Origin of the sequence: Nonomuraea roseola, from assembly GCF_039535395.1 — a bacterium.
Classification (GTDB): domain Bacteria; phylum Actinomycetota; class Actinomycetes; order Streptosporangiales; family Streptosporangiaceae; genus Nonomuraea; species Nonomuraea roseola.
On record NZ_BAAAXC010000015.1, the window covers coordinates 2,463,059 to 2,478,936 of the forward strand.

The following is a 15,878-nucleotide window of genomic DNA, read 5'->3' on the forward strand; positions in this document are numbered from 1 at the left end:
GTGCGCGTCTTCCGCTACGACCGGCCCGGAGGCGGAAATACCCTGTAAATGATGCGCGATCTCATCGAGGCGGCACTCGGCGACACCGATCCAGGCGGCCCCGTCCGCTGGCAGGTGATCTCCACGCTACAGGAGCGGGGCGATCTGGAGACCTTCACCGAGGCCAGACGGCTGTGCGCAGGCCAGCAGGTCTCCGAGCGACTGCTGGGCATCGACATCATGGGCCAGCTGACCACCTTCAAGGACAGGGCGCTGCCGGTGCTGCGCTTCCTCGCCGCAAGCGAGGACGACGCCATGGTGCTCTTCTCCGTGCTGATCGCCTTCGGCCATCTCGGCGACCCTCGCTCGCTGCCCTCGGTGATCGAGCTGTCGGCCCACCAGGACGCCAGGGTGAGGTACGGCGCCGCCTACGCGCTGCCCAACGTCTGCGGCCGTCCACCCGACGCCGCGGGGCTCGCGGCCCTTCGCGCGCTCATGCGCGACAGCGACGACGACGTGGCCGACTGGGCGACGCTCGGGCTCGCGCTAGCCACGGGCAGCCAGGTCGAGGACGTCGGGCGGTAGGTCCTCCACCCTGTCTGTGTCCCAGGGGCGCTCCAGGCCGCCCTCGCGCAGCACCGCGTCGAGCACCATCGCGGTGAACCCCCACACGAGGAGCCCGCGCACCTTGAAGGCTGGGCCCCTGTGTCCTGTCGGAGTGCGCAGGACGATCCTGTTGGCAGGGTCGACCAGCTCGGCGATCGGCACCCGCTCCACCGAATCGACCTCGTCGGGAGCCGCGGCGTAGACCGCGACAGGGGTGTGCCACCAGCCGATGACGGGGGTGACCCTGTTGTCGCTGTGCCAGACGAACAGCTCGGGGAGCGTGCAGAGCACCTTGACCCCCGCGGGGTCGATCCCCGTCTCCTCCGCCGCCTCCCTCAGCGCCGCGCCCACGTGCCCGTCGTCCTCGGGGTCGACGCCGCCACCGGGGAAGGCAGGCTGCCCCGCGTGCCTGCGGCCCCGGGAGCTGCGCTGGATGAGGAGCAGGTCGGGGCCGTCGGGCCCCTCGCCGAACAGCATCAGCACCGCGGCCGGCCTGCCGCCGCGCGCGGGCGGGCGCAGACCGTGGGGGACGGGGGTGTGGACGGCTCGGGCGGCCAGCCTGTCCAGCCATTCGGGGACGTCGGTCACATCAGACTCCAACACCTCGCGCCTCTCCGGGCTTCCCGCGCCCGGCCATGACACCTACGAGTATCACTACGAGAAGGGGCCCGGCCTGACGAGCTTGGCCGCCTTGGCCGCCTCGGTGGGGCCGGTGCCGTACGAGGGGCACAGCGCCGCCAGCGGGCACACCCCGCAGGCGGGGGTGCGGGCGTGGCAGATGCGCCTGCCGTGCCAGATCACCCTGTGGGAGAAGACGGTCCACTCGCGCTTGGGTATCAGCTCACCCACCACCCGCTCGATCTTCACGGGGTCGGTCTCGTCTGTCCAGCCGAAGCGACGGACCAGGCGCTGGAAGTGCGTGTCGACGGTGAGCCCTGGCACGCCGAAGGCGTTGCCGAGCACCACGTTGGCGGTCTTGCGGCCCACGCCCGGCAGGGCGACCAGGTCGGCGAGGCGGCGCGGCACCACACCGCCGTGCTTGGCGGAGACCGCCTGGGCCATGCCGATGATGCTGTTGGTCTTGGCCCTGAAGAAGCCCGTGGACTTGATGATCCCCTCCATCTCGGAGGGGTCGGCCGCCGCGTAGTCCTCGACGGTGGGGTATTTCGCGAACAGCGTGGGGGTGACCATGTTGACGCGCTTGTCGGTGCACTGGGCCGACAGGATCGTGGCGACCAGCAACTCGAGGGGGTTGGTGAAGTCGAGCTCACAGTGCGCGTCGGGGTAGGTCTCGGCGAGGATCCTGTTCATCCGTCGCGCCCGCCGTACCAGCGCCAGCCGGGTCTCCATCCCGCAAGCGTATGGCCAGCGGCTTCGTGCCGGGGAAACGATCCTTTGAGTAACGCTTCAGGGGGTTCAGTCCGTAAACTCCGTCCAGGGAACTTCGTGGCGACCAGCAGGTGGCGTCCCCTTGAGCCTTTTCGCATGGGTCACTCCTGACCTCTGCAGTGGGGTAGGTCACAATGGCTGCTGAGGAGGCAGAGTGAACACCGAAGACGTGCTGGGCAAGGCCCCCCTGTTCGCCGCGCTCGACCGCGAGAGCGCCGCCGCGCTGCGCACGAGCATCACCGAGGTTCAGCTGTCCAAGGGACAGACCCTGTTCAGTGAGAACGAGACCGGTGACCGGCTCTACGTCGTTCTCGAAGGCAAGATCAAGCTGTCGCGCACAGCCCCTGACGGCCGCGAGAACCTGTTGAGCGTGCTCGGGCCGAGCGAGATGTTCGGCGAGCTGTCGCTGTTCGACCCACGTCCGCGTACGGCGACCGCCTCCGCGCTGACCGACGTCAGGCTGGCCGGGCTCGGCCACGACGACCTGCGGCCATGGCTGACGGGCCGCCCCGAGGTGGCGCTCCACCTGCTGCGCGCGCTGGCGCAGCGGCTGCGCCGCACCAACGACGTGCTGGCCGACCTGGTCTTCACCGACGTGCCAGGACGGGTGGCCAAGGCGCTGCTCGACCTGGCCGAGCGGTTCGGCACCAAGGCCGACGACGGCCTGCGCGTCCACCACGACCTGACCCAGGAGGAGCTGGCCCAGCTGGTCGGCGCCTCGAGGGAGACGGTCAACAAGGCGCTGGCCGACTTCGCTCAGCGCGGCTGGCTGCGCATCGAGGCCAAGGCCGTGGTCATCCTCGACATGGAGCGGCTCTACAACCGGTCCAGGTAGTCGACCTGGGCGCGCACGGACATCTCGGCGGCGAACCACAGCGCCCTGTCGACGTCCGCGTAGACGATCTCCACGATCTCGCGCGGCGTCCTGGCGCCCGACGCCCTCGCCGCTCTGATCTGGTCGAGGCGCTCGCGTCTGTGGGCGATGTAGCCGTCGAGCGCGTGCAGGGGATCGGCGAGCGCGGGCCCGTGCCCTGGCAGCAGCGTCTCGGCGCCCAGCTCCTCGGCCGTGGCCCGCAGCAGGTCGAGCGTGCGCAGGTAGTCGCCCAGGTTCCCGTCGGGCGCGATGACCGTGGTGCCTCTGCCGAGGACGGTGTCGCCGGTGAGCATGGCCAGGTCGGCGGGCAGCCAGAAGCACAGGGAGTCGAAGGAGTGGCCCGGCGTGGCGTACACCCTCAGCTCCAGGCCGCCGACCTCGATCACGTCGCCGCCCGCCAGCCCTTCGCCGCCCAGCCTGTGCTCGGGGTCGAGCGCCCGCACGGGCGCTCCGACCAGCTCGGCGAAGCGCTTGGCGCCGCCGCTGTGGTCGTGGTGGCCGTGCGTGAGCAGGATCTGGGTGACCCTGCGCTGACCCAGATGCCGGACGACCCGCTGGAGGTGCGCCTCGTCGTCGGGGCCAGGGTCGACCACGACCACCTCGTGCGTGCCGATCACCCAGGTGTTGGTCCCTTCGAGAGTCATCTCCGAAGGGTTGGGCGCCAGCAGGTTCTCCGTGTGGTCGGTGCGGATGCCGTCAGGACCCGCCAGCGGGATGTGAAGGCCGCTCATGCCATCAACCGCATCTCTCCGTCGATCTCCACCGCTCTGGGCATGATGCGGACGATCTCCCGCTCCGCCGCCATGACCTCGCCGACGCTTGCGTAGGCCGCGAGCTCGGTGAGCGTGCGGTGGGTCGGCGGCATCAGGAAGAACTCCCCGCCCAGAGCCTCGGCGGGACGCTGCCACACCACCTTGTCCGCCTCGCCGCCCACGTCACGGGTGCGCTGCCCCTCGGGGAGCACCGCGACGAAGAAGCGGGTGTCGAACCTCTTGTGCTCGATCTCGGGCGTGATCCAGTGCGCCCACGGCTTGAGCAGGTCGGAGCGGAGCACCAGGCCCCGCTTGCCGAGGAAGTCGGCGAAGGCCAGGCTCCTGTCGATCAACGCGACCCTGTCGGCCTCCCAGCCGTCGCCCGTGGTGTCGGCGACGACCGTGTCCTCCCCCTGCCCCGCCAGGAGCACCCCCGACTCCTCGAAGGTCTCCCGTACGGCGGCGCACACCAGACCCCTGGCGGTCTTCTCGTCGGCGTTGAACACCTCGCCCCACTCCTTGGGCGAGGGTCCTGCCCACGCGACCGCCTGGTCGGTGTCGCGCGGGTCGACCGAGCCGCCGGGGAAGACGTACGCGCCGGCGGCGAAGGCCATGCTCGCCTTGCGTCTGAGGAGGTAGACCTGCGGTCCGCGAGCACCGTCGCGCAGGATCACCACCGTGGCGGCGTCCCTCGCGGGGACCGGCTGGAGCCGTCCCGCCAGGATGTCTCGTGCTCGCTGGCCGAACTCGCCCGGCAGCGGGATGCCGTTGTCCACATGACCTCCTCTAGAACATCACTCGGTTATACCTCCGCGATCAGCTCGACCTCCACCGGGGCGTCCAGCGGGAGCACGCTGACGCCCACCGCGCTGCGGGCGTGCACGCCGAGGTCGCCCAGCACGTCCCTGAGCAGCTCGCTGGCGCCGTTGCCGACCTGAGGCTGGGCGGTGAAGTCGGGCGTGCTGGCGACGAAGACGACGACCTTGACGATCCTCTTGATCTTCGACAGGTCGCCGATCTGCGACTTGACCGCCGCCAGCGCGTTGAGCGCGCAGATCCTGGCCAGCTCGCGGGCCTCCTCGAGGCTGACCTCCGCGCCGACCTTGCCGGTCTGGGGCAGCTTGCCGTCGACCATCGGGACCTGGCCCGAGGTGTAGACGTAGTCACCGCTGCGCACGGCGGGGACGTAGGCCGCCAGCGGGGCCACGACCTCGGGCAGCGTCAGGCCGAGCTCGGCCAGCTTCTCCTCGGGGGTCATGCCTTCTCCCTCTTGAAGTAGGCGACCAGGCCCTGGCCGTCGGGCCCCTGCACGATCTGGACCAGCTCCCAGCCGTCGGCGCCGAAGTTGTCGAGGATCATCTTGGTGTTGTGGATCAGCACCGGAGCGGTGAGGTACTCCCATTTCTTCATGAGGGCCAGCGTAGTGACCCCCGCGCCGAAGCCGCCTCCGCACGCCGGACGACGTCCCCGGAGAAACGTCCGCCTCCTCCCGCCCCTCAAGCACCGGCGCACGCGGGCCCGCTGTGAGCAATCTCAAAGAGGCACACAAGTAACCGTTCGGTAGCCTGGCAGATGTGACGGCAAGGGACACCGATTGGGACGGCGTGCGGCTCCACGTCGTGACCGGCAAGGGCGGCACGGGCAAGACGACGGTGGCCGCCTCGCTCGCCCTCGCGTTGGCCTCGGGCGGTCGCAAGGTCCTCCTCGTCGAGGTGGAGGGCAGGCAGGGCATCGCGCAGATCTTCGACCTGCCGCCACTGCCTTACGAGGAGCGCAAGATCGCCGTCGCCCCCGGAGGGGGCGACGTCTACGCGCTGGCCATCGATCCGGAAGAGGCCATGCTCGAGTACCTCGAGATGTTCTACGGCATGCGCCGCGCCGGCCGTACGCTCGCCAAGATGGGCATCGTCGACTTCGCCACCACCGTGGCGCCCGGCTTCCGCGACGTGCTGGTCACCGGCAAGACCACCGAGGCGGTACGGCGGCGCGGCAAGAACGGCAGGCGCGTCTACGACGCCGTCGTGCTCGACGCCCCTCCGACCGGCCGCGTCAGCCGTTTCCTCAACGTGACGCAGGAGGTGGCCGGCCTGGCGAGAGTCGGCCCGATCAAGAACCACTCGGATCTCGTGAGCGGGGTGGTGAAGTCTCCCGAAACGGCTGTCCACTTCGTGACGGTTCTGGAGGAGATGCCGGTTCAGGAAACGCTCGACGGCATTGCCGAATTGCGTTCGGCCGGTCTTCCCGCGGGCGGAATCTTCATCAACATGGTCCGTGAATCACTGCTTCCACAGGCGACACTTGACTCCGCTGTCAAGGGAGGATTCGACGCGGGCGAGATCGCGCTCGGCCTCAAGGCGGCGGGCCTGGCCGACGGCGCGGGCGACGCCTCGGCCGTGGCCGACGCCCTGGCGGCGGAGGTCGTGGAGCACGCCCGCCGTACCGAGCTCGAGAAGACCGAGCGGGCCGCGCTGATGACGGCGGCGCTGCCCGGCTACGAACTTCCGCTGCTGGCCGACGGGGTCGACCTCACAGGGCTGTACGAGCTGGCCGAGACCATCTGCGCCAAGGGAGCGGCATGACCAGGGTTCCGCCCGTCCTCGACGTCGACGCGATCCTCGACGACAGGGGCACCCGCATCGTGGTCTGCTGCGGCTCCGGCGGCGTCGGCAAGACCACGACCGCCGCGGCGCTCGGGCTGCGCGCGGCCGAGCGGGGGCGCAGCGCGGTCGTGCTGACCGTCGACCCTGCCCGCAGGCTGGCCCAGTCGATGGGCCTGACCGAGCTGGACAACACCCCCCGCCTGGTGCACTCCTCTGGCGAGGGCCAGCTGTTCGCGATGATGCTCGACATGAAGCGGACCTTCGACGAGATCATCGAGGCGCACGCCGATCCCGAACGGGCCCGCCAGATCCTGACCAACCCCTTCTACCAGTCGCTCAGCTCCAGCTTCGCAGGCACGCAGGAGTACATGGCGATGGAGAAGCTCGGTCAGCTGCGCCGCTCGGACGAGTGGGACCTGATCATCGTCGACACGCCGCCCTCGCGCTCGGCCCTCGACTTCCTCGACGCCCCCGAACGGCTCGGCCGCTTCCTCGACGGTCGCTTCATCAGGCTGCTGATGGCTCCGGCCAAGGCAGGAGGCCGCAGCGCGTTCAAACTGCTCAACGCGGGGTTCGGACTCGTCGCCGGCGCGATGACCAAGCTGCTCGGCGCGCAGGTGATCAAGGACCTGCAGACCTTCGTCTCCGCGCTCGACGCGGTCTTCGGCGGCTTCAGGCAGCGCGCCGAGATGACCTACAAGCTGCTGCAGGCGCCAGGCACGGCCTTCGTGGTCGTCGCGGCGCCCGAGCGCGACGCGATGCGCGAGGCCTCGTACTTCGTCGAGAGGCTCGCTGAGGAGCGGATGCCGCTGGCGGGGCTCGTGGTCAACAGAGTGCACCTGTCGCCCGCAGCGGCGCTCTCAGCGGCGCGCAGCGCCGCCGCAGCCGAGGAGCTGGAGACGAAGGGCGAGCACGAGCTGACCGCCGCCGTGTTGCGGCTGCACGCCGGACGGATGCAGCTCGCCGCCCGTGAGCACCGCGAGCAGGAGCACTTCGTCTCGGCCCACCCCACGGTGCCTGTCGTCCAGGTTCCGGCCATGCCACAGGATGTCCACGACCTCGCGGGTCTGCGCGAGATCGGGGAACTGCTGGCCAGGACGTGAGCACGACGGCACGGCCGGCGAGGTTCCGCCGGCCGTGCCGTCGCGACGTTCAGCCGGCGATCAGCTCGTTAGTCCGCTCGTACTCTTCCTTCGCGGACTCCAACAGCTCTCGCCATGAGTCCACATCGGGCCGCCGCCGTAGCAGCGCTCGCCGTTCCCGCTCCGTCATACCGCCCCACACCCCGAACTCGATGCGGTTGTCGAGCGCATCGGCGAGGCACTCGGTACGGACCGGGCATCCTCGGCAGATCAGCTTCGCCCTGTTCTGAGCGGCTCCCTGGACGAACAGCGCGTCCGGATCCGCACCCCGACAGGCGGCACGGGAGGTCCAATCCGTGATCCACATGTTTCGACCCCACTCCCCTTAGGTGGTCAGTCGTCATTTGGGGCCGACGGGCGCGGGCGCCGAGCCTCCGTATTCAGTTGCCGCAGTGGAGAAGTTACGCAACCAGACCTTCGGGCCGACAGACCCCGGCAGGACCAATTTCTCGGGAGATGCTTGACCGGGAATGACTAGTCACCCCTCCCAGTCAAGGCGAAATGGCCTCCGGTTACCGATTACGCCTCTCTTTCGACGTAGTCTTGGTTCCGTGCAAGCTCAGGGCAAAGACCGCTCGAACCCGTTCGTGAACGTCGTACGGCTGCTGGCCGCCGGCACCGCAGGCGGCGTGCTGACCGCTGCCATCGCCCTGCCCGCCGTCGGCGGCGTGGGCCTGACGGCCAAGTCGACGACGGAGTCGCTCTCCCTGCGACCCGAACAGCTCGACGAGCCTCCGCTTCCTGAACGCACCGAGATCTTCGACTCCGAGGGCAAGCAGATCGCGCAGTTCTACTACCAGAACCGCGAGTCCGTGAAGATCGAACAGATCGCCCCCGTGATGCTCACGGCGATCATCTCGATCGAGGACTTCCGCTTCTACGAGCACGGCGCCATCGACATCGAGGGCACCGCCCGCGCCCTCGCCAAGAACGTCACAGGCGGCGGCGTGGTCCAGGGTGGCTCCTCGATCACCCAGCAGTACGTCAAGCTGGTGCAGTTCAACAAGGCCAAGACGAAGAAGGAGGCGCTGGCGGCCATCGCGCCGACCGTCTCCCGAAAGCTCGACGAGCTGCGCTACGCCATGGCGATCGAGGCGAAGTACACCAAGAACCAGATCCTCGAGAAGTACCTCAACATCTCCTACTTCGGCGCGGGCGCCTACGGCATCCAGGCCGCGGCCAAGCGCTTCTTCGGCAAGCCGGCCGCCAAGCTCGACCTGTCCGAGGCCGCCACACTGGCCGGTGCCGTGCAGAACCCGGTCCGCACCGACCCCACCCTGGGCAAGACCGCGAGGGACCAGCTGATCAACCGGCGCAACACCGTCCTCGACAGGATGGCCGAGCTCGGGAAGATCACCGTGGCCGAGGCGGCGGCGGCCAAGAAGGAGAAGCTGGGCTTCAAGGGCACCCAGATCCCCGGTGGCTGCGAGGAGAGCAAGTTCCCGTACTTCTGCCTCTACGTGAAGCACGAGATCCTCACCAACCCCGAGTTCGGCGCCACGCCGGACGACCGCGAGAAGCTGCTCCAGCGCGGCGGCCTGCGCGTCAAGACCACGCTCGACCCGAAGATGCAGAAGGCCGCCGAGCAGGCGATCGCCAAGCGCGTCAGCATCAAGGACAAGCCGGTCGCGGCCCAGGCCATGATCGTGCCCGGCACGGGCGAGATCAAGGCGATGGCCGCCAGCCGCAAGTTCGGCGACAACAAGAAGAAGAACGAGACCCTGATCAACCTGGCCGCCGACGGCAAGCACGGCGGCGGCGTCGGCTTCCAGCAGGGCTCGACCGCCAAGGCGTTCACGCTGGCCGCGGCGCTGGAGAACGGCTGGAAGATCGACGACGGCAACTCCACCGGCGCCTCCTACGACATCCCCACCAACGCGCTGTCGCCCTTCCGCGACTGCAAGGGCAACCGGGTCGGCGAGACGCACCAGGTCCGTAACTCCAGCGAGGGCGGCGGCGGCTTCAAGACGCTGCGCACCGGCACCGAGGGCTCGGTCAACACCTTCTTCATGAAGCTCGAGGAGGCCGTCGGCCTCTGCAAGGTCGTCAAGGTGGCCGAGAAGCTCGGCATCAAGCGCGCCGACGGCGGCAAGCTGCAGGAGGTCCCGACCTTCACCCTCGGCGTCAACGAGATGGACCCCGTGACCGTCTCCAACGCCTTCGCCGTCTTCGCCGCCCGCGGCGAGTACTGCAGGCCGATGGCCATCACCGAGATCCGCGACCGCAACGGCAAGATCACCTCCTCCAAGCCCAAGTGCAAGCAGGTCATGGACGAGAAGGTCGCCGACGCGGTCAACGAGGTCATGTCCGGGGTCTTCACCAGAGGCACCATGACCGAGGTCGGCGGCATCGGACGCGATGCGGCGGGCAAGACCGGCACCACCGACGGCTACACCGCCGCCTGGTTCGCCGGCTACACGCCCAACCTCGCCTCGGCCGTCAGCGTCGGCGACCCGCGCGGCGCCTTCGAGCACGACCTGACCAACGTCACCATCGGCGGCCAGTTCTACAGCTACGTCTACGGCGCCACCATCTCGGGCCGGATCTGGAAGGACTCGATGATCCAGGCGCTCAAGGGCGTCGAGGCGCCGTCCTTCACGCCGTACGACCGCGACCGCTTCGGCGGCTGCACCAAGAGCTGCGCGCCCAAGCCGCCGAAGAAGGACAAGGACAGGGACAGGGACCGGGGCGACGGCCCGTGGGGCAACCCCGACGACGAGGGCCCGCTGGACATCTGGGACACCGGCGAGGACAACGGCGGCCCGATCACCCCGGGACGCTGACCCCTTCACACGCCGGAGGCCTGCACGGGCCTCCGGCGTCGGTGTGTCACAGGGCCTGCCCGTCCACGTGACGGCGGGTCACCGTCGCCGCTGGAGTGCCGTGATGGACGGCCGGTCAGCGGTGACCGCGGTGGGGCGGGGTGGCTTGCCGTACGGTCAGGAAAGGCGCGCGCGGACGATCTGGGCCACGCGGCCGCCCTCGGCGCGGCCTGCCACCTTCGGGTTGACGACCTTCATGACCTGGCCCATCGCCTGCGGACCCGACACGCCGAGCTCGGCGACGGCCTCGTCGACGATGCGGCCGATCTCCTCGTCCGACAGCTGCGCCGGCAGGTACTCCTCCAGCACGGCCTGCTCGTCGAGCTCCGCCTTGGCCTGCTCCTCGCGGCCGGCGCCGCCGAACGCCTCGGCGGCCTCGCGGCGCTTCTTGGCCTCCTTGGTGAGGACCTTGAGGATCTCGTCGTCGGACAGCTCCCTGGCCTGCTTACCCGCGACCTCCTCCACGTTGATCGCGGCCAGCGCCATGCGGATGGTCCGCAGACGCACCTCGTCCCTGCTCTTCATCGAGGCCGACAGGTCGGCCTTCAGCTTGTCCTTCAATGCGCTCATGTGCTCCATCCTTTCAGGCATCATGAAGAGATGAGGAAAGCTGTCGCAGTCCCCCTGTCCCTGCTCGGTCTGGGCGTGGCCGGTCTCGGCTACGCCTCGGTCATCGAGCGAAACAGCTTCCGTCTGCGACGCTTCGACGTGCCCGTCCTCGAGCGGGGCCAGCGGCCGGTGCGCATCCTGCACCTGTCCGACCTGCACCTGACGCCCGGCCGTCGCATGCTCGTCAACTGGGTGCGCTCCCTCGGATCCCTCGAGCCCGACCTCGTCGTCAACACCGGCGACTCCATCGCCCACGTCGACGCGGTCCCCGCGCTGCTGCACGCCCTCGAGCCGCTGCTGTCACGTCCTGGCCTGTTCGTGTACGGCTCGAACGACCTCTACGCCCCCAAGCCCAAGAACCCGGTCCGCTACCTCTGGCGCACCTCCAAGGGCGAGCGCCGCCAGCACGTCCCCTCCCTGCCCTGGCGCGAGCTCGGCGAGGGCATGGCCGCCGAGGGCTGGCTCGACATGAACAACACCACGGCCCGCGTCAAGGTAGGCGACCTTGACATCGCCGTGGCGGGCATCCACGACTCCCACATCGACCGCGACCGCTACGACCTCGTGGCCGGCCCCGCCCCCCGCGACGCCGACCTGCGCCTCGGCGTCATGCACTCCCCCGAGCCGCGCAACATGAGCCGCTTCGCCGCCGACGGATACCAGCTCCTGCTCGCCGGCCACACCCACGGCGGCCAGCTCTGCATCCCCTTCTACGGCGCCCTGGTGACCAACTGCGGCATCGACAAGGCCCGCGTGAAGGGACTTCACCGCCACGAATCGGCCTGGCTGCACGTGTCGGCAGGGCTCGGGACCTCCCCTTATGCGCCTGCCCGGTTCGCCTGCTTCCCCGAGGCCTCGCTGCTGACGTTGGTCCCGCGCCGCTGAGGCGTCACACGCACCCCCGAAGTCCGCTAGACTCGTGCAGGCACGTGCAAGACGGACGTGCACCGGGGTGTAGCGCAGCTTGGCAGCGCGCTTCGTTCGGGACGAAGAGGCCGTGGGTTCAAATCCCGCCACCCCGACCCAGTAGTTGCAGTGAGAAGAGGCTTCGGAGAGATCCGGGGCCTCTTTTTCGTTCTCTGGAGGTCGATGGGGAGCCACCTCAGTCGGACTGCTCCTGGCTGTCGCCGAAGATGGCGTTCATGGTCTCGGCACCCTTGGTGATCACCGGCTTGAGTTGATGCCGGTAGACCTCCTCTCCTCCGTGACGCTGGTGCCGGAGTGCCCGACGAGACCGGCGATGGTCTCGACAGTTTCGGTCGCCACCAGGAGCGACGGATCTGCTGCAGCGGCCGGAAGCTGCGTGTGCCGGGCGACAACCAGGCACACCAGAACATCTGGCCAATGGTGCTCTCTCAGGGGATGAGGCGTCAGGGTCGTGCGGCGAGCGTCAGGGACGGATCAGGGAGATGCCTGATGGGCGATGGCGCTGATTCCGACACGCTGCTGATCATGAGCGATCACGCGGTCCTTCTTGAGGGAGTGACCAGGACATATGGGAAAGGCGCTACCGAGGTCGCCGCGCTCTGTCAGGTCAGCGTCGGGTTCCCGCGCGGCAGTTTCACCGCTGTGATGGGCCCTTCGGGGTCGGGGAAGAGCACACTGCTGCAGTGCGCGTCGGGGCTGGACCGGCCGGATTCGGGCACGGTTCGCGTCGCAGGGCAGGACATCACCCACCTGGGCGAGAAGGAGTTGGCGGTGCTGCGCCGCGACCGGATCGGCGTCATTTTCCAGGCGTTCAACCTGGTGCCGTCGCTGACCGCGTGGCAGAACGTGATCCTGCCCAGCCGCCTGGCCAGGCGGCGGCCCGACCCGTCACGCGTGCGCGAGTTGCTGCACCGGGTCGGACTGGCCGGGCGGGAGAGGCATCGCCCGACGCAGCTGTCCGGTGGCCAGCAGCAGCGGGTGGCGATCGCCCGCGCCCTGCTGGGCAGGCCGGAGGTGCTGTTCGCCGACGAGCCGACGGGGGCGTTGGACCGCCGCACCGGGCATGAGGTGCTGGCGCTGTTGCGGGAAGCGGTCGACGCGTTCGGCCAGACGGTGGTGATGGTCACGCACGATCCGGAGGCGGCGGCCCAGGCGGACAGTGTGCTGTTCCTGACCGACGGGCGGATCGTCGATGTCCTCGACCGGCCCTCGGCCGACCAGATCGGCATGCGGCTGGGCGGCCGCCGGTGACACTCGTACTGGCCTGGAACAACGTCCGGTCCAATCGGATGGGCTTCGCCGCCTCGTTGGCGGCGGTGCTCTTGGCCGTGATGCTGGTGGGCGGCAGCGGCATGGTGGTCGCCGGTGCAGGCGCGCGCGATGAGTTGAACGGCGTCATGGGGTTGCTGGTGATGTCGGCCGCGGTGTCGGGATTCGTGTCGGTCTTCGTGGTCGCGGGCATGCTGAGCCTGCATGTGCTGCGGCAGCGCAGGACGTGGGCGCTGCTGCGGTCGGTCGGTATGACGCCGCGGCAGGTGCGCCGGCTCATCATGGCGGAGGCGTTGGTGGTGGCCGTGCTGGCGAGTGTGGCGGGCTGCGTGCTGGCGGTGCCGTACGCCGCGCTGATGGCGGCGGTCATGCGGATGACCGGATTGGCACCTGCGGGGGTCCCGGTGGAGGTCACGGCGGGGCCGTTCATCATGGCGCTGGTGGTCGGGTTGGCGGTGACACTGCTGGCTGCCAGGGTCGCGGCGCGCAAGGCGGTCGGTGTGGGGCCGCTGGAGGTGTTGCGGGAGAGCGCGGCGCAGCGGCGGCTGCTGCCTTGGTCCAGGGCGATCATCGGGGCGGTGGCGCTGGCTGGGGGCGTCGTGCTGTTGTCTCTGGTGCCGCACGTCAAGGCGTCGGCCGCGGTGCCGACCGGGCTGGGGGCGACGATGGCGCTCTGCGTGGGCACATCCGCGTTGGGTCCTGTCGTGCTGCGCGGGATGGGCTGGCTGCTCGGGGCCGCAGTGGCCTGGCTCGATCCGGGTGCCGGAATGTTGGCAAGGTCTTCTCTGGTCACCCAGCCGCGCCGGGCGATGGCGGCGGCGTCTCCGGTGATGTTGACTGTGGCGCTGGCGTGCACCTTCTTGTTCGCGGTGGCGACCGCCGACGCGGCCGCGGGTGTGACCCGTACTGGGCCGTCGGCGTGGGCGGCCCCGCTACTGGTGGGATCGGGGGTGGTCTACACCGTGATCTCGGTGCTCAACGCGACGGCCATGACGATGACCGAGCGAACCGAGGAGATCCGGCTGCTACGCACCGTGGGGACCAAGCCGCGGCAGCTCGCGAGAGCAGTGTGCTGGGAGACGTTGATCGTGACGTGCACCGGGACACTGCTAGGAACGGGCATCGCCGCCGCTTCGCTCACCGCGCTCGGCAAGGCGGCGACCGGCGAGCCGTGGTTCGCCTACTCCCTGCCGCAGTACGCCGGGCTGGTGCTGGTCTGCGCGATGAGCGGCCTGGCCGGTGGACTGGCCGCCACGCGCCGGGCACGATGCGGGTCCCTGCTGTCCGATTGACCTTGCCACTTGGTGTGCTCGTGTCGCGAGGAGTGGGTGGCCGTCACCTCGTGTGCTGTACTCGAAGGACAGCCGTCCCGCGGCGATGATCTCCGTGCCCGCGTAGATGGAAACCGTTCGCTTGGAATTCCCATAGATCCCTCACCGGCTACTTGGCAGAGGCGGGCTGTATCCAGACGCCCCGCCCTGATGGGCGGGGCGCCTCACCTCGTTTACACGCACCGGTGCAGTCGATAGCTTTCGGCGTCGTCGTTGAAGTCCCAGTCCTTCAACTGGTTGAGAGTTCGGCCGGGCCTCACTGTCAGGGTTCTCCCCTTCTGCCCGTCGTTGGAGTAGATGGTGGCGCACCATGCGGAGTAGTTGGCGATGGCGGAAATCTCGTTGTCCCCGTTCCAGCCACCAAGCTCGTAGTCTCCGAGAGACGTCTTTCTGCCGTACTCGTCTCCTTGGGAGCCAGCGTCCTCGTACAGGCAGAATTGGCTGTTGTTGTAGCAGTCGGCCCATGTTGCATTTGCGGGGCTTGCGGTGACCGTGAAGGGGATCGCGGCCATGACCGCAACCAGGCAGCCGCGGAACAACAGTGATCGGGTTCTCTTCGGCTGATCCGATGGGTTCGACTGGGACGTCGCCACTGCGTCTCGCTCTCGCTCAAGGCTTCCTCGCGCGGGCTCACCACACGAGATCCACGAATTGATCCAGACGACGAACGGTAGAAGGCGGGCGTTGGCTGCCTGTTTGGTCAGCGTTGGCCTGTCGTGTCGCCTTCAGGCCCAGAGATGCAGACACCCCGATGGGCAGGAAGCGAGCGCCCCATCGAGCTGGTAGTGAGCCCCGCAGTCGTCGGGTCGCGCTCTCACTCCTTCACCAGCGCGCCCGATCCCGACCCGCGTCACTGACCGCCGGCTTGCTGTGCTTTCCTGATCTCCCTCAGCAGCCTGGTGATGGAGAACGGCAGGGACCCCGATGGCGAGCTTCACCTTCGTGCTCGAACCGTTCGAGGTGCGCGTGGGGAGCCGCACGTACCACCGGTTCGGCCTGCGGGGCGAGGTGGGCCCGTTCGGTCGGGCTGAGGTCGAGTATCCGGTGGCGCGGGACGACGACACGAACCTCTTCGCGGCCGAGGTGCGCGGCGAACACCTTCCGACCGCTCGCCTAACCGGACGTGCGTACTCCTACATGCCGTCGTTGGGCGGCGCCAGAGTGGACATCGAAGGGCGCCAGGTGATCCTCCGGCGTCGCTGGTGGGCGCTGACCCGCGGCGGGCGCGCCCTCCGTCTCGACCACGAAGGCGCCCGCTACACCTACATCGCGGTGGGGTCCGGCAGGGACTTCGAACTCCGCCGCGCGGACACGCGCGTCCTGCTCAGGCGACGGGGCTGGGCCTGGGGGCGCGTACCCGTCGAGGGGCAGGCGTCAGGTCCGGTCAACGCCGTGGACATGGCGCTGGCCGTCCTGCTCGAAGGCGTCGACACCAGGAACCTCACCCTCAGCAGAGCGCTGCGCTGGGGCCCGTACCGCCTGATGTACGCGCTGGTGTGACTTCGCGCTCAGCCGCTCCACCGGACGTGCGCTCCTCGGTCGCGGCAGTGTCCCGTGGACGACCCGTTTCCGGGACGG

General features: G+C 69.1%; 18 protein-coding genes and 1 tRNA gene. 10 read left to right on the forward strand and 9 right to left on the reverse strand.

Annotated elements, in window-relative coordinates; genetic code table 11:
• The first annotated feature begins 51 nt into the window (after window positions 1-51).
• Window positions 52-564 (forward strand): HEAT repeat domain-containing protein, encoded by a 513-nt coding sequence (locus ABFX55_RS34840; protein ID WP_346126997.1) that lies wholly within the window; start codon window positions 52-54, stop codon window positions 562-564.
• Here ABFX55_RS34840 and ABFX55_RS34845 read toward each other — a convergent pair.
• Window positions 526-1,173 carry an NUDIX hydrolase gene (locus ABFX55_RS34845; protein WP_346126998.1) on the reverse strand — a complete coding sequence of 216 codons (648 nt, stop codon included), beginning with the start codon at window positions 1,171-1,173 and terminating at the stop codon, window positions 526-528. The two genes, ABFX55_RS34840 and ABFX55_RS34845, sit on opposite strands and share 39 nt — an antisense overlap.
• Window positions 1,174-1,239: 66 nt before the next feature.
• Window positions 1,240-1,935: an endonuclease III gene (gene nth / locus ABFX55_RS34850; protein WP_183652335.1), complete on the reverse strand. Its 696-nt coding sequence runs from the start codon at window positions 1,933-1,935 to the stop codon at window positions 1,240-1,242.
• Between the two features lie 193 nt (window positions 1,936-2,128).
• Here nth and ABFX55_RS34855 point away from each other — a divergent pair, with 193 nt between their 5' ends.
• Entirely contained in the window at window positions 2,129-2,809 is a 681-nt protein-coding gene (locus ABFX55_RS34855) for a Crp/Fnr family transcriptional regulator (RefSeq protein WP_183652337.1), read from the forward strand.
• Here ABFX55_RS34855 and ABFX55_RS34860 read toward each other — a convergent pair.
• The 4 genes from ABFX55_RS34860 to sp36 are packed head-to-tail and all read right to left on the reverse strand — an operon-like array spanning window position 2,791 to window position 5,010.
• The gene (locus ABFX55_RS34860; RefSeq protein WP_346127001.1) at window positions 2,791-3,579 is read right to left on the reverse strand and encodes an MBL fold metallo-hydrolase; all 789 of its coding nucleotides are present in this window, start codon (window positions 3,577-3,579) and stop codon (window positions 2,791-2,793) included. The genes ABFX55_RS34855 and ABFX55_RS34860 overlap by 19 nt on opposite strands.
• Window positions 3,576-4,376, reverse strand: coding sequence for an NUDIX hydrolase (locus ABFX55_RS34865; RefSeq protein WP_346127002.1), 801 nt, complete (start codon window positions 4,374-4,376; stop codon window positions 3,576-3,578). The genes ABFX55_RS34860 and ABFX55_RS34865 overlap by 4 nt, the downstream gene beginning before the upstream one ends.
• 26 nt (window positions 4,377-4,402) lie before the next feature.
• On the reverse strand, window positions 4,403-4,858 hold the full coding sequence (locus ABFX55_RS34870) for a RidA family protein (protein ID WP_346127004.1): 456 nt from the start codon (window positions 4,856-4,858) through the stop codon (window positions 4,403-4,405).
• On the reverse strand, window positions 4,855-5,010 hold the full coding sequence (gene sp36, locus ABFX55_RS34875) for a Sp36 family protein (RefSeq protein WP_183652343.1): 156 nt from the start codon (window positions 5,008-5,010) through the stop codon (window positions 4,855-4,857). Before sp36 ends, ABFX55_RS34870 begins: the two co-directional genes overlap by 4 nt.
• 164 nt (window positions 5,011-5,174) lie before the next feature.
• Here sp36 and bagA point away from each other — a divergent pair, with 164 nt between their 5' ends.
• Together bagA and bagB are read left to right on the forward strand one after the other, a co-directional pair.
• Window positions 5,175-6,179 (forward strand): ATPase BagA, encoded by a 1,005-nt coding sequence (gene bagA / locus ABFX55_RS34880; RefSeq protein WP_346127006.1) that lies wholly within the window; start codon window positions 5,175-5,177, stop codon window positions 6,177-6,179.
• Window positions 6,176-7,303: an ATPase BagB gene (gene bagB / locus ABFX55_RS34885; RefSeq protein WP_346127007.1), complete on the forward strand. Its 1,128-nt coding sequence runs from the start codon at window positions 6,176-6,178 to the stop codon at window positions 7,301-7,303. The genes bagA and bagB overlap by 4 nt, the downstream gene beginning before the upstream one ends.
• A gap of 49 nt (window positions 7,304-7,352) precedes the next feature.
• Here bagB and ABFX55_RS34890 read toward each other — a convergent pair whose 3' ends face one another.
• Window positions 7,353-7,649, reverse strand: coding sequence for a WhiB family transcriptional regulator (locus ABFX55_RS34890; protein ID WP_148036282.1), 297 nt, complete (start codon window positions 7,647-7,649; stop codon window positions 7,353-7,355).
• A gap of 244 nt (window positions 7,650-7,893) precedes the next feature.
• Between ABFX55_RS34890 and ABFX55_RS34895 the strand changes: the two genes are divergently transcribed.
• The gene (locus ABFX55_RS34895; RefSeq protein WP_346127008.1) at window positions 7,894-10,125 is read left to right on the forward strand and encodes a transglycosylase domain-containing protein; all 2,232 of its coding nucleotides are present in this window, start codon (window positions 7,894-7,896) and stop codon (window positions 10,123-10,125) included.
• 156 nt (window positions 10,126-10,281) lie between these two features.
• Here ABFX55_RS34895 and ABFX55_RS34900 read toward each other — a convergent pair whose 3' ends face one another.
• Window positions 10,282-10,734, reverse strand: coding sequence for a GatB/YqeY domain-containing protein (locus ABFX55_RS34900; RefSeq protein WP_346127009.1), 453 nt, complete (start codon window positions 10,732-10,734; stop codon window positions 10,282-10,284).
• Window positions 10,735-10,764: 30 nt separating this feature from the next.
• Here ABFX55_RS34900 and ABFX55_RS34905 point away from each other — a divergent pair, with 30 nt between their 5' ends.
• From ABFX55_RS34905 to ABFX55_RS34920, 4 genes are all read left to right on the forward strand, one after another.
• Window positions 10,765-11,658, forward strand: coding sequence for a metallophosphoesterase (locus ABFX55_RS34905; RefSeq protein WP_346127010.1), 894 nt, complete (start codon window positions 10,765-10,767; stop codon window positions 11,656-11,658).
• A 63-nt stretch (window positions 11,659-11,721) separates the two neighbouring features.
• Window positions 11,722-11,795, forward strand: a tRNA-Pro gene (locus ABFX55_RS34910).
• Window positions 11,796-11,994: 199 nt separating this feature from the next.
• Window positions 11,995-12,951 carry an ABC transporter ATP-binding protein gene (locus tag ABFX55_RS34915; protein WP_346127012.1) on the forward strand — a complete coding sequence of 319 codons (957 nt, stop codon included), beginning with the start codon at window positions 11,995-11,997 and terminating at the stop codon, window positions 12,949-12,951.
• A 38-nt stretch (window positions 12,952-12,989) separates the two neighbouring features.
• On the forward strand, window positions 12,990-14,261 hold the full coding sequence (locus ABFX55_RS34920) for an FtsX-like permease family protein (RefSeq protein WP_346127013.1): 1,272 nt from the start codon (window positions 12,990-12,992) through the stop codon (window positions 14,259-14,261).
• 212 nt (window positions 14,262-14,473) lie between these two features.
• Here the strand turns inward: ABFX55_RS34920 and ABFX55_RS34925 are convergent, their stop codons facing one another.
• The gene (locus tag ABFX55_RS34925) at window positions 14,474-14,812 is read right to left on the reverse strand and encodes a peptidase inhibitor family I36 protein (RefSeq protein ID WP_346127014.1); all 339 of its coding nucleotides are present in this window, start codon (window positions 14,810-14,812) and stop codon (window positions 14,474-14,476) included.
• Between the two features lie 412 nt (window positions 14,813-15,224).
• On the opposite strand from ABFX55_RS34925, the gene ABFX55_RS34930 reads away from it, so the two are divergent.
• Window positions 15,225-15,800: a hypothetical protein gene (locus tag ABFX55_RS34930; RefSeq protein WP_346127016.1), complete on the forward strand. Its 576-nt coding sequence runs from the start codon at window positions 15,225-15,227 to the stop codon at window positions 15,798-15,800.
• The last annotated feature ends 78 nt before the right edge of the window (window positions 15,801-15,878 follow it).

Bases quoted from the DNA above. Each gene is read 5' to 3' on its own strand.
- ABFX55_RS34840 (WP_346126997.1), top strand. From the start codon at position 52: ATGCGCGATCTCATCGAGGCGGCACTCGGCGACACCGATCCAGGCGGC.
- nth (WP_183652335.1), bottom strand. From the start codon at position 1,935: ATGGAGACCCGGCTGGCGCTGGTACGGCGGGCGCGACGGATGAACAGG.
- ABFX55_RS34860 (WP_346127001.1), bottom strand. From the start codon at position 3,579: ATGAGCGGCCTTCACATCCCGCTGGCGGGTCCTGACGGCATCCGCACC.
- ABFX55_RS34870 (WP_346127004.1), bottom strand. From the start codon at position 4,858: ATGACCCCCGAGGAGAAGCTGGCCGAGCTCGGCCTGACGCTGCCCGAG.
- sp36 (WP_183652343.1), bottom strand. From the start codon at position 5,010: ATGAAGAAATGGGAGTACCTCACCGCTCCGGTGCTGATCCACAACACC.
- bagB (WP_346127007.1), top strand. From the start codon at position 6,176: ATGACCAGGGTTCCGCCCGTCCTCGACGTCGACGCGATCCTCGACGAC.
- ABFX55_RS34890 (WP_148036282.1), bottom strand. From the start codon at position 7,649: ATGTGGATCACGGATTGGACCTCCCGTGCCGCCTGTCGGGGTGCGGAT.
- ABFX55_RS34900 (WP_346127009.1), bottom strand. From the start codon at position 10,734: ATGAGCGCATTGAAGGACAAGCTGAAGGCCGACCTGTCGGCCTCGATG.
- ABFX55_RS34905 (WP_346127010.1), top strand. From the start codon at position 10,765: ATGAGGAAAGCTGTCGCAGTCCCCCTGTCCCTGCTCGGTCTGGGCGTG.
- ABFX55_RS34920 (WP_346127013.1), top strand. From the start codon at position 12,990: ATGGGCTTCGCCGCCTCGTTGGCGGCGGTGCTCTTGGCCGTGATGCTG.
- ABFX55_RS34925 (WP_346127014.1), bottom strand. From the start codon at position 14,812: ATGGCCGCGATCCCCTTCACGGTCACCGCAAGCCCCGCAAATGCAACA.
- ABFX55_RS34930 (WP_346127016.1), top strand. From the start codon at position 15,225: ATGGCGAGCTTCACCTTCGTGCTCGAACCGTTCGAGGTGCGCGTGGGG.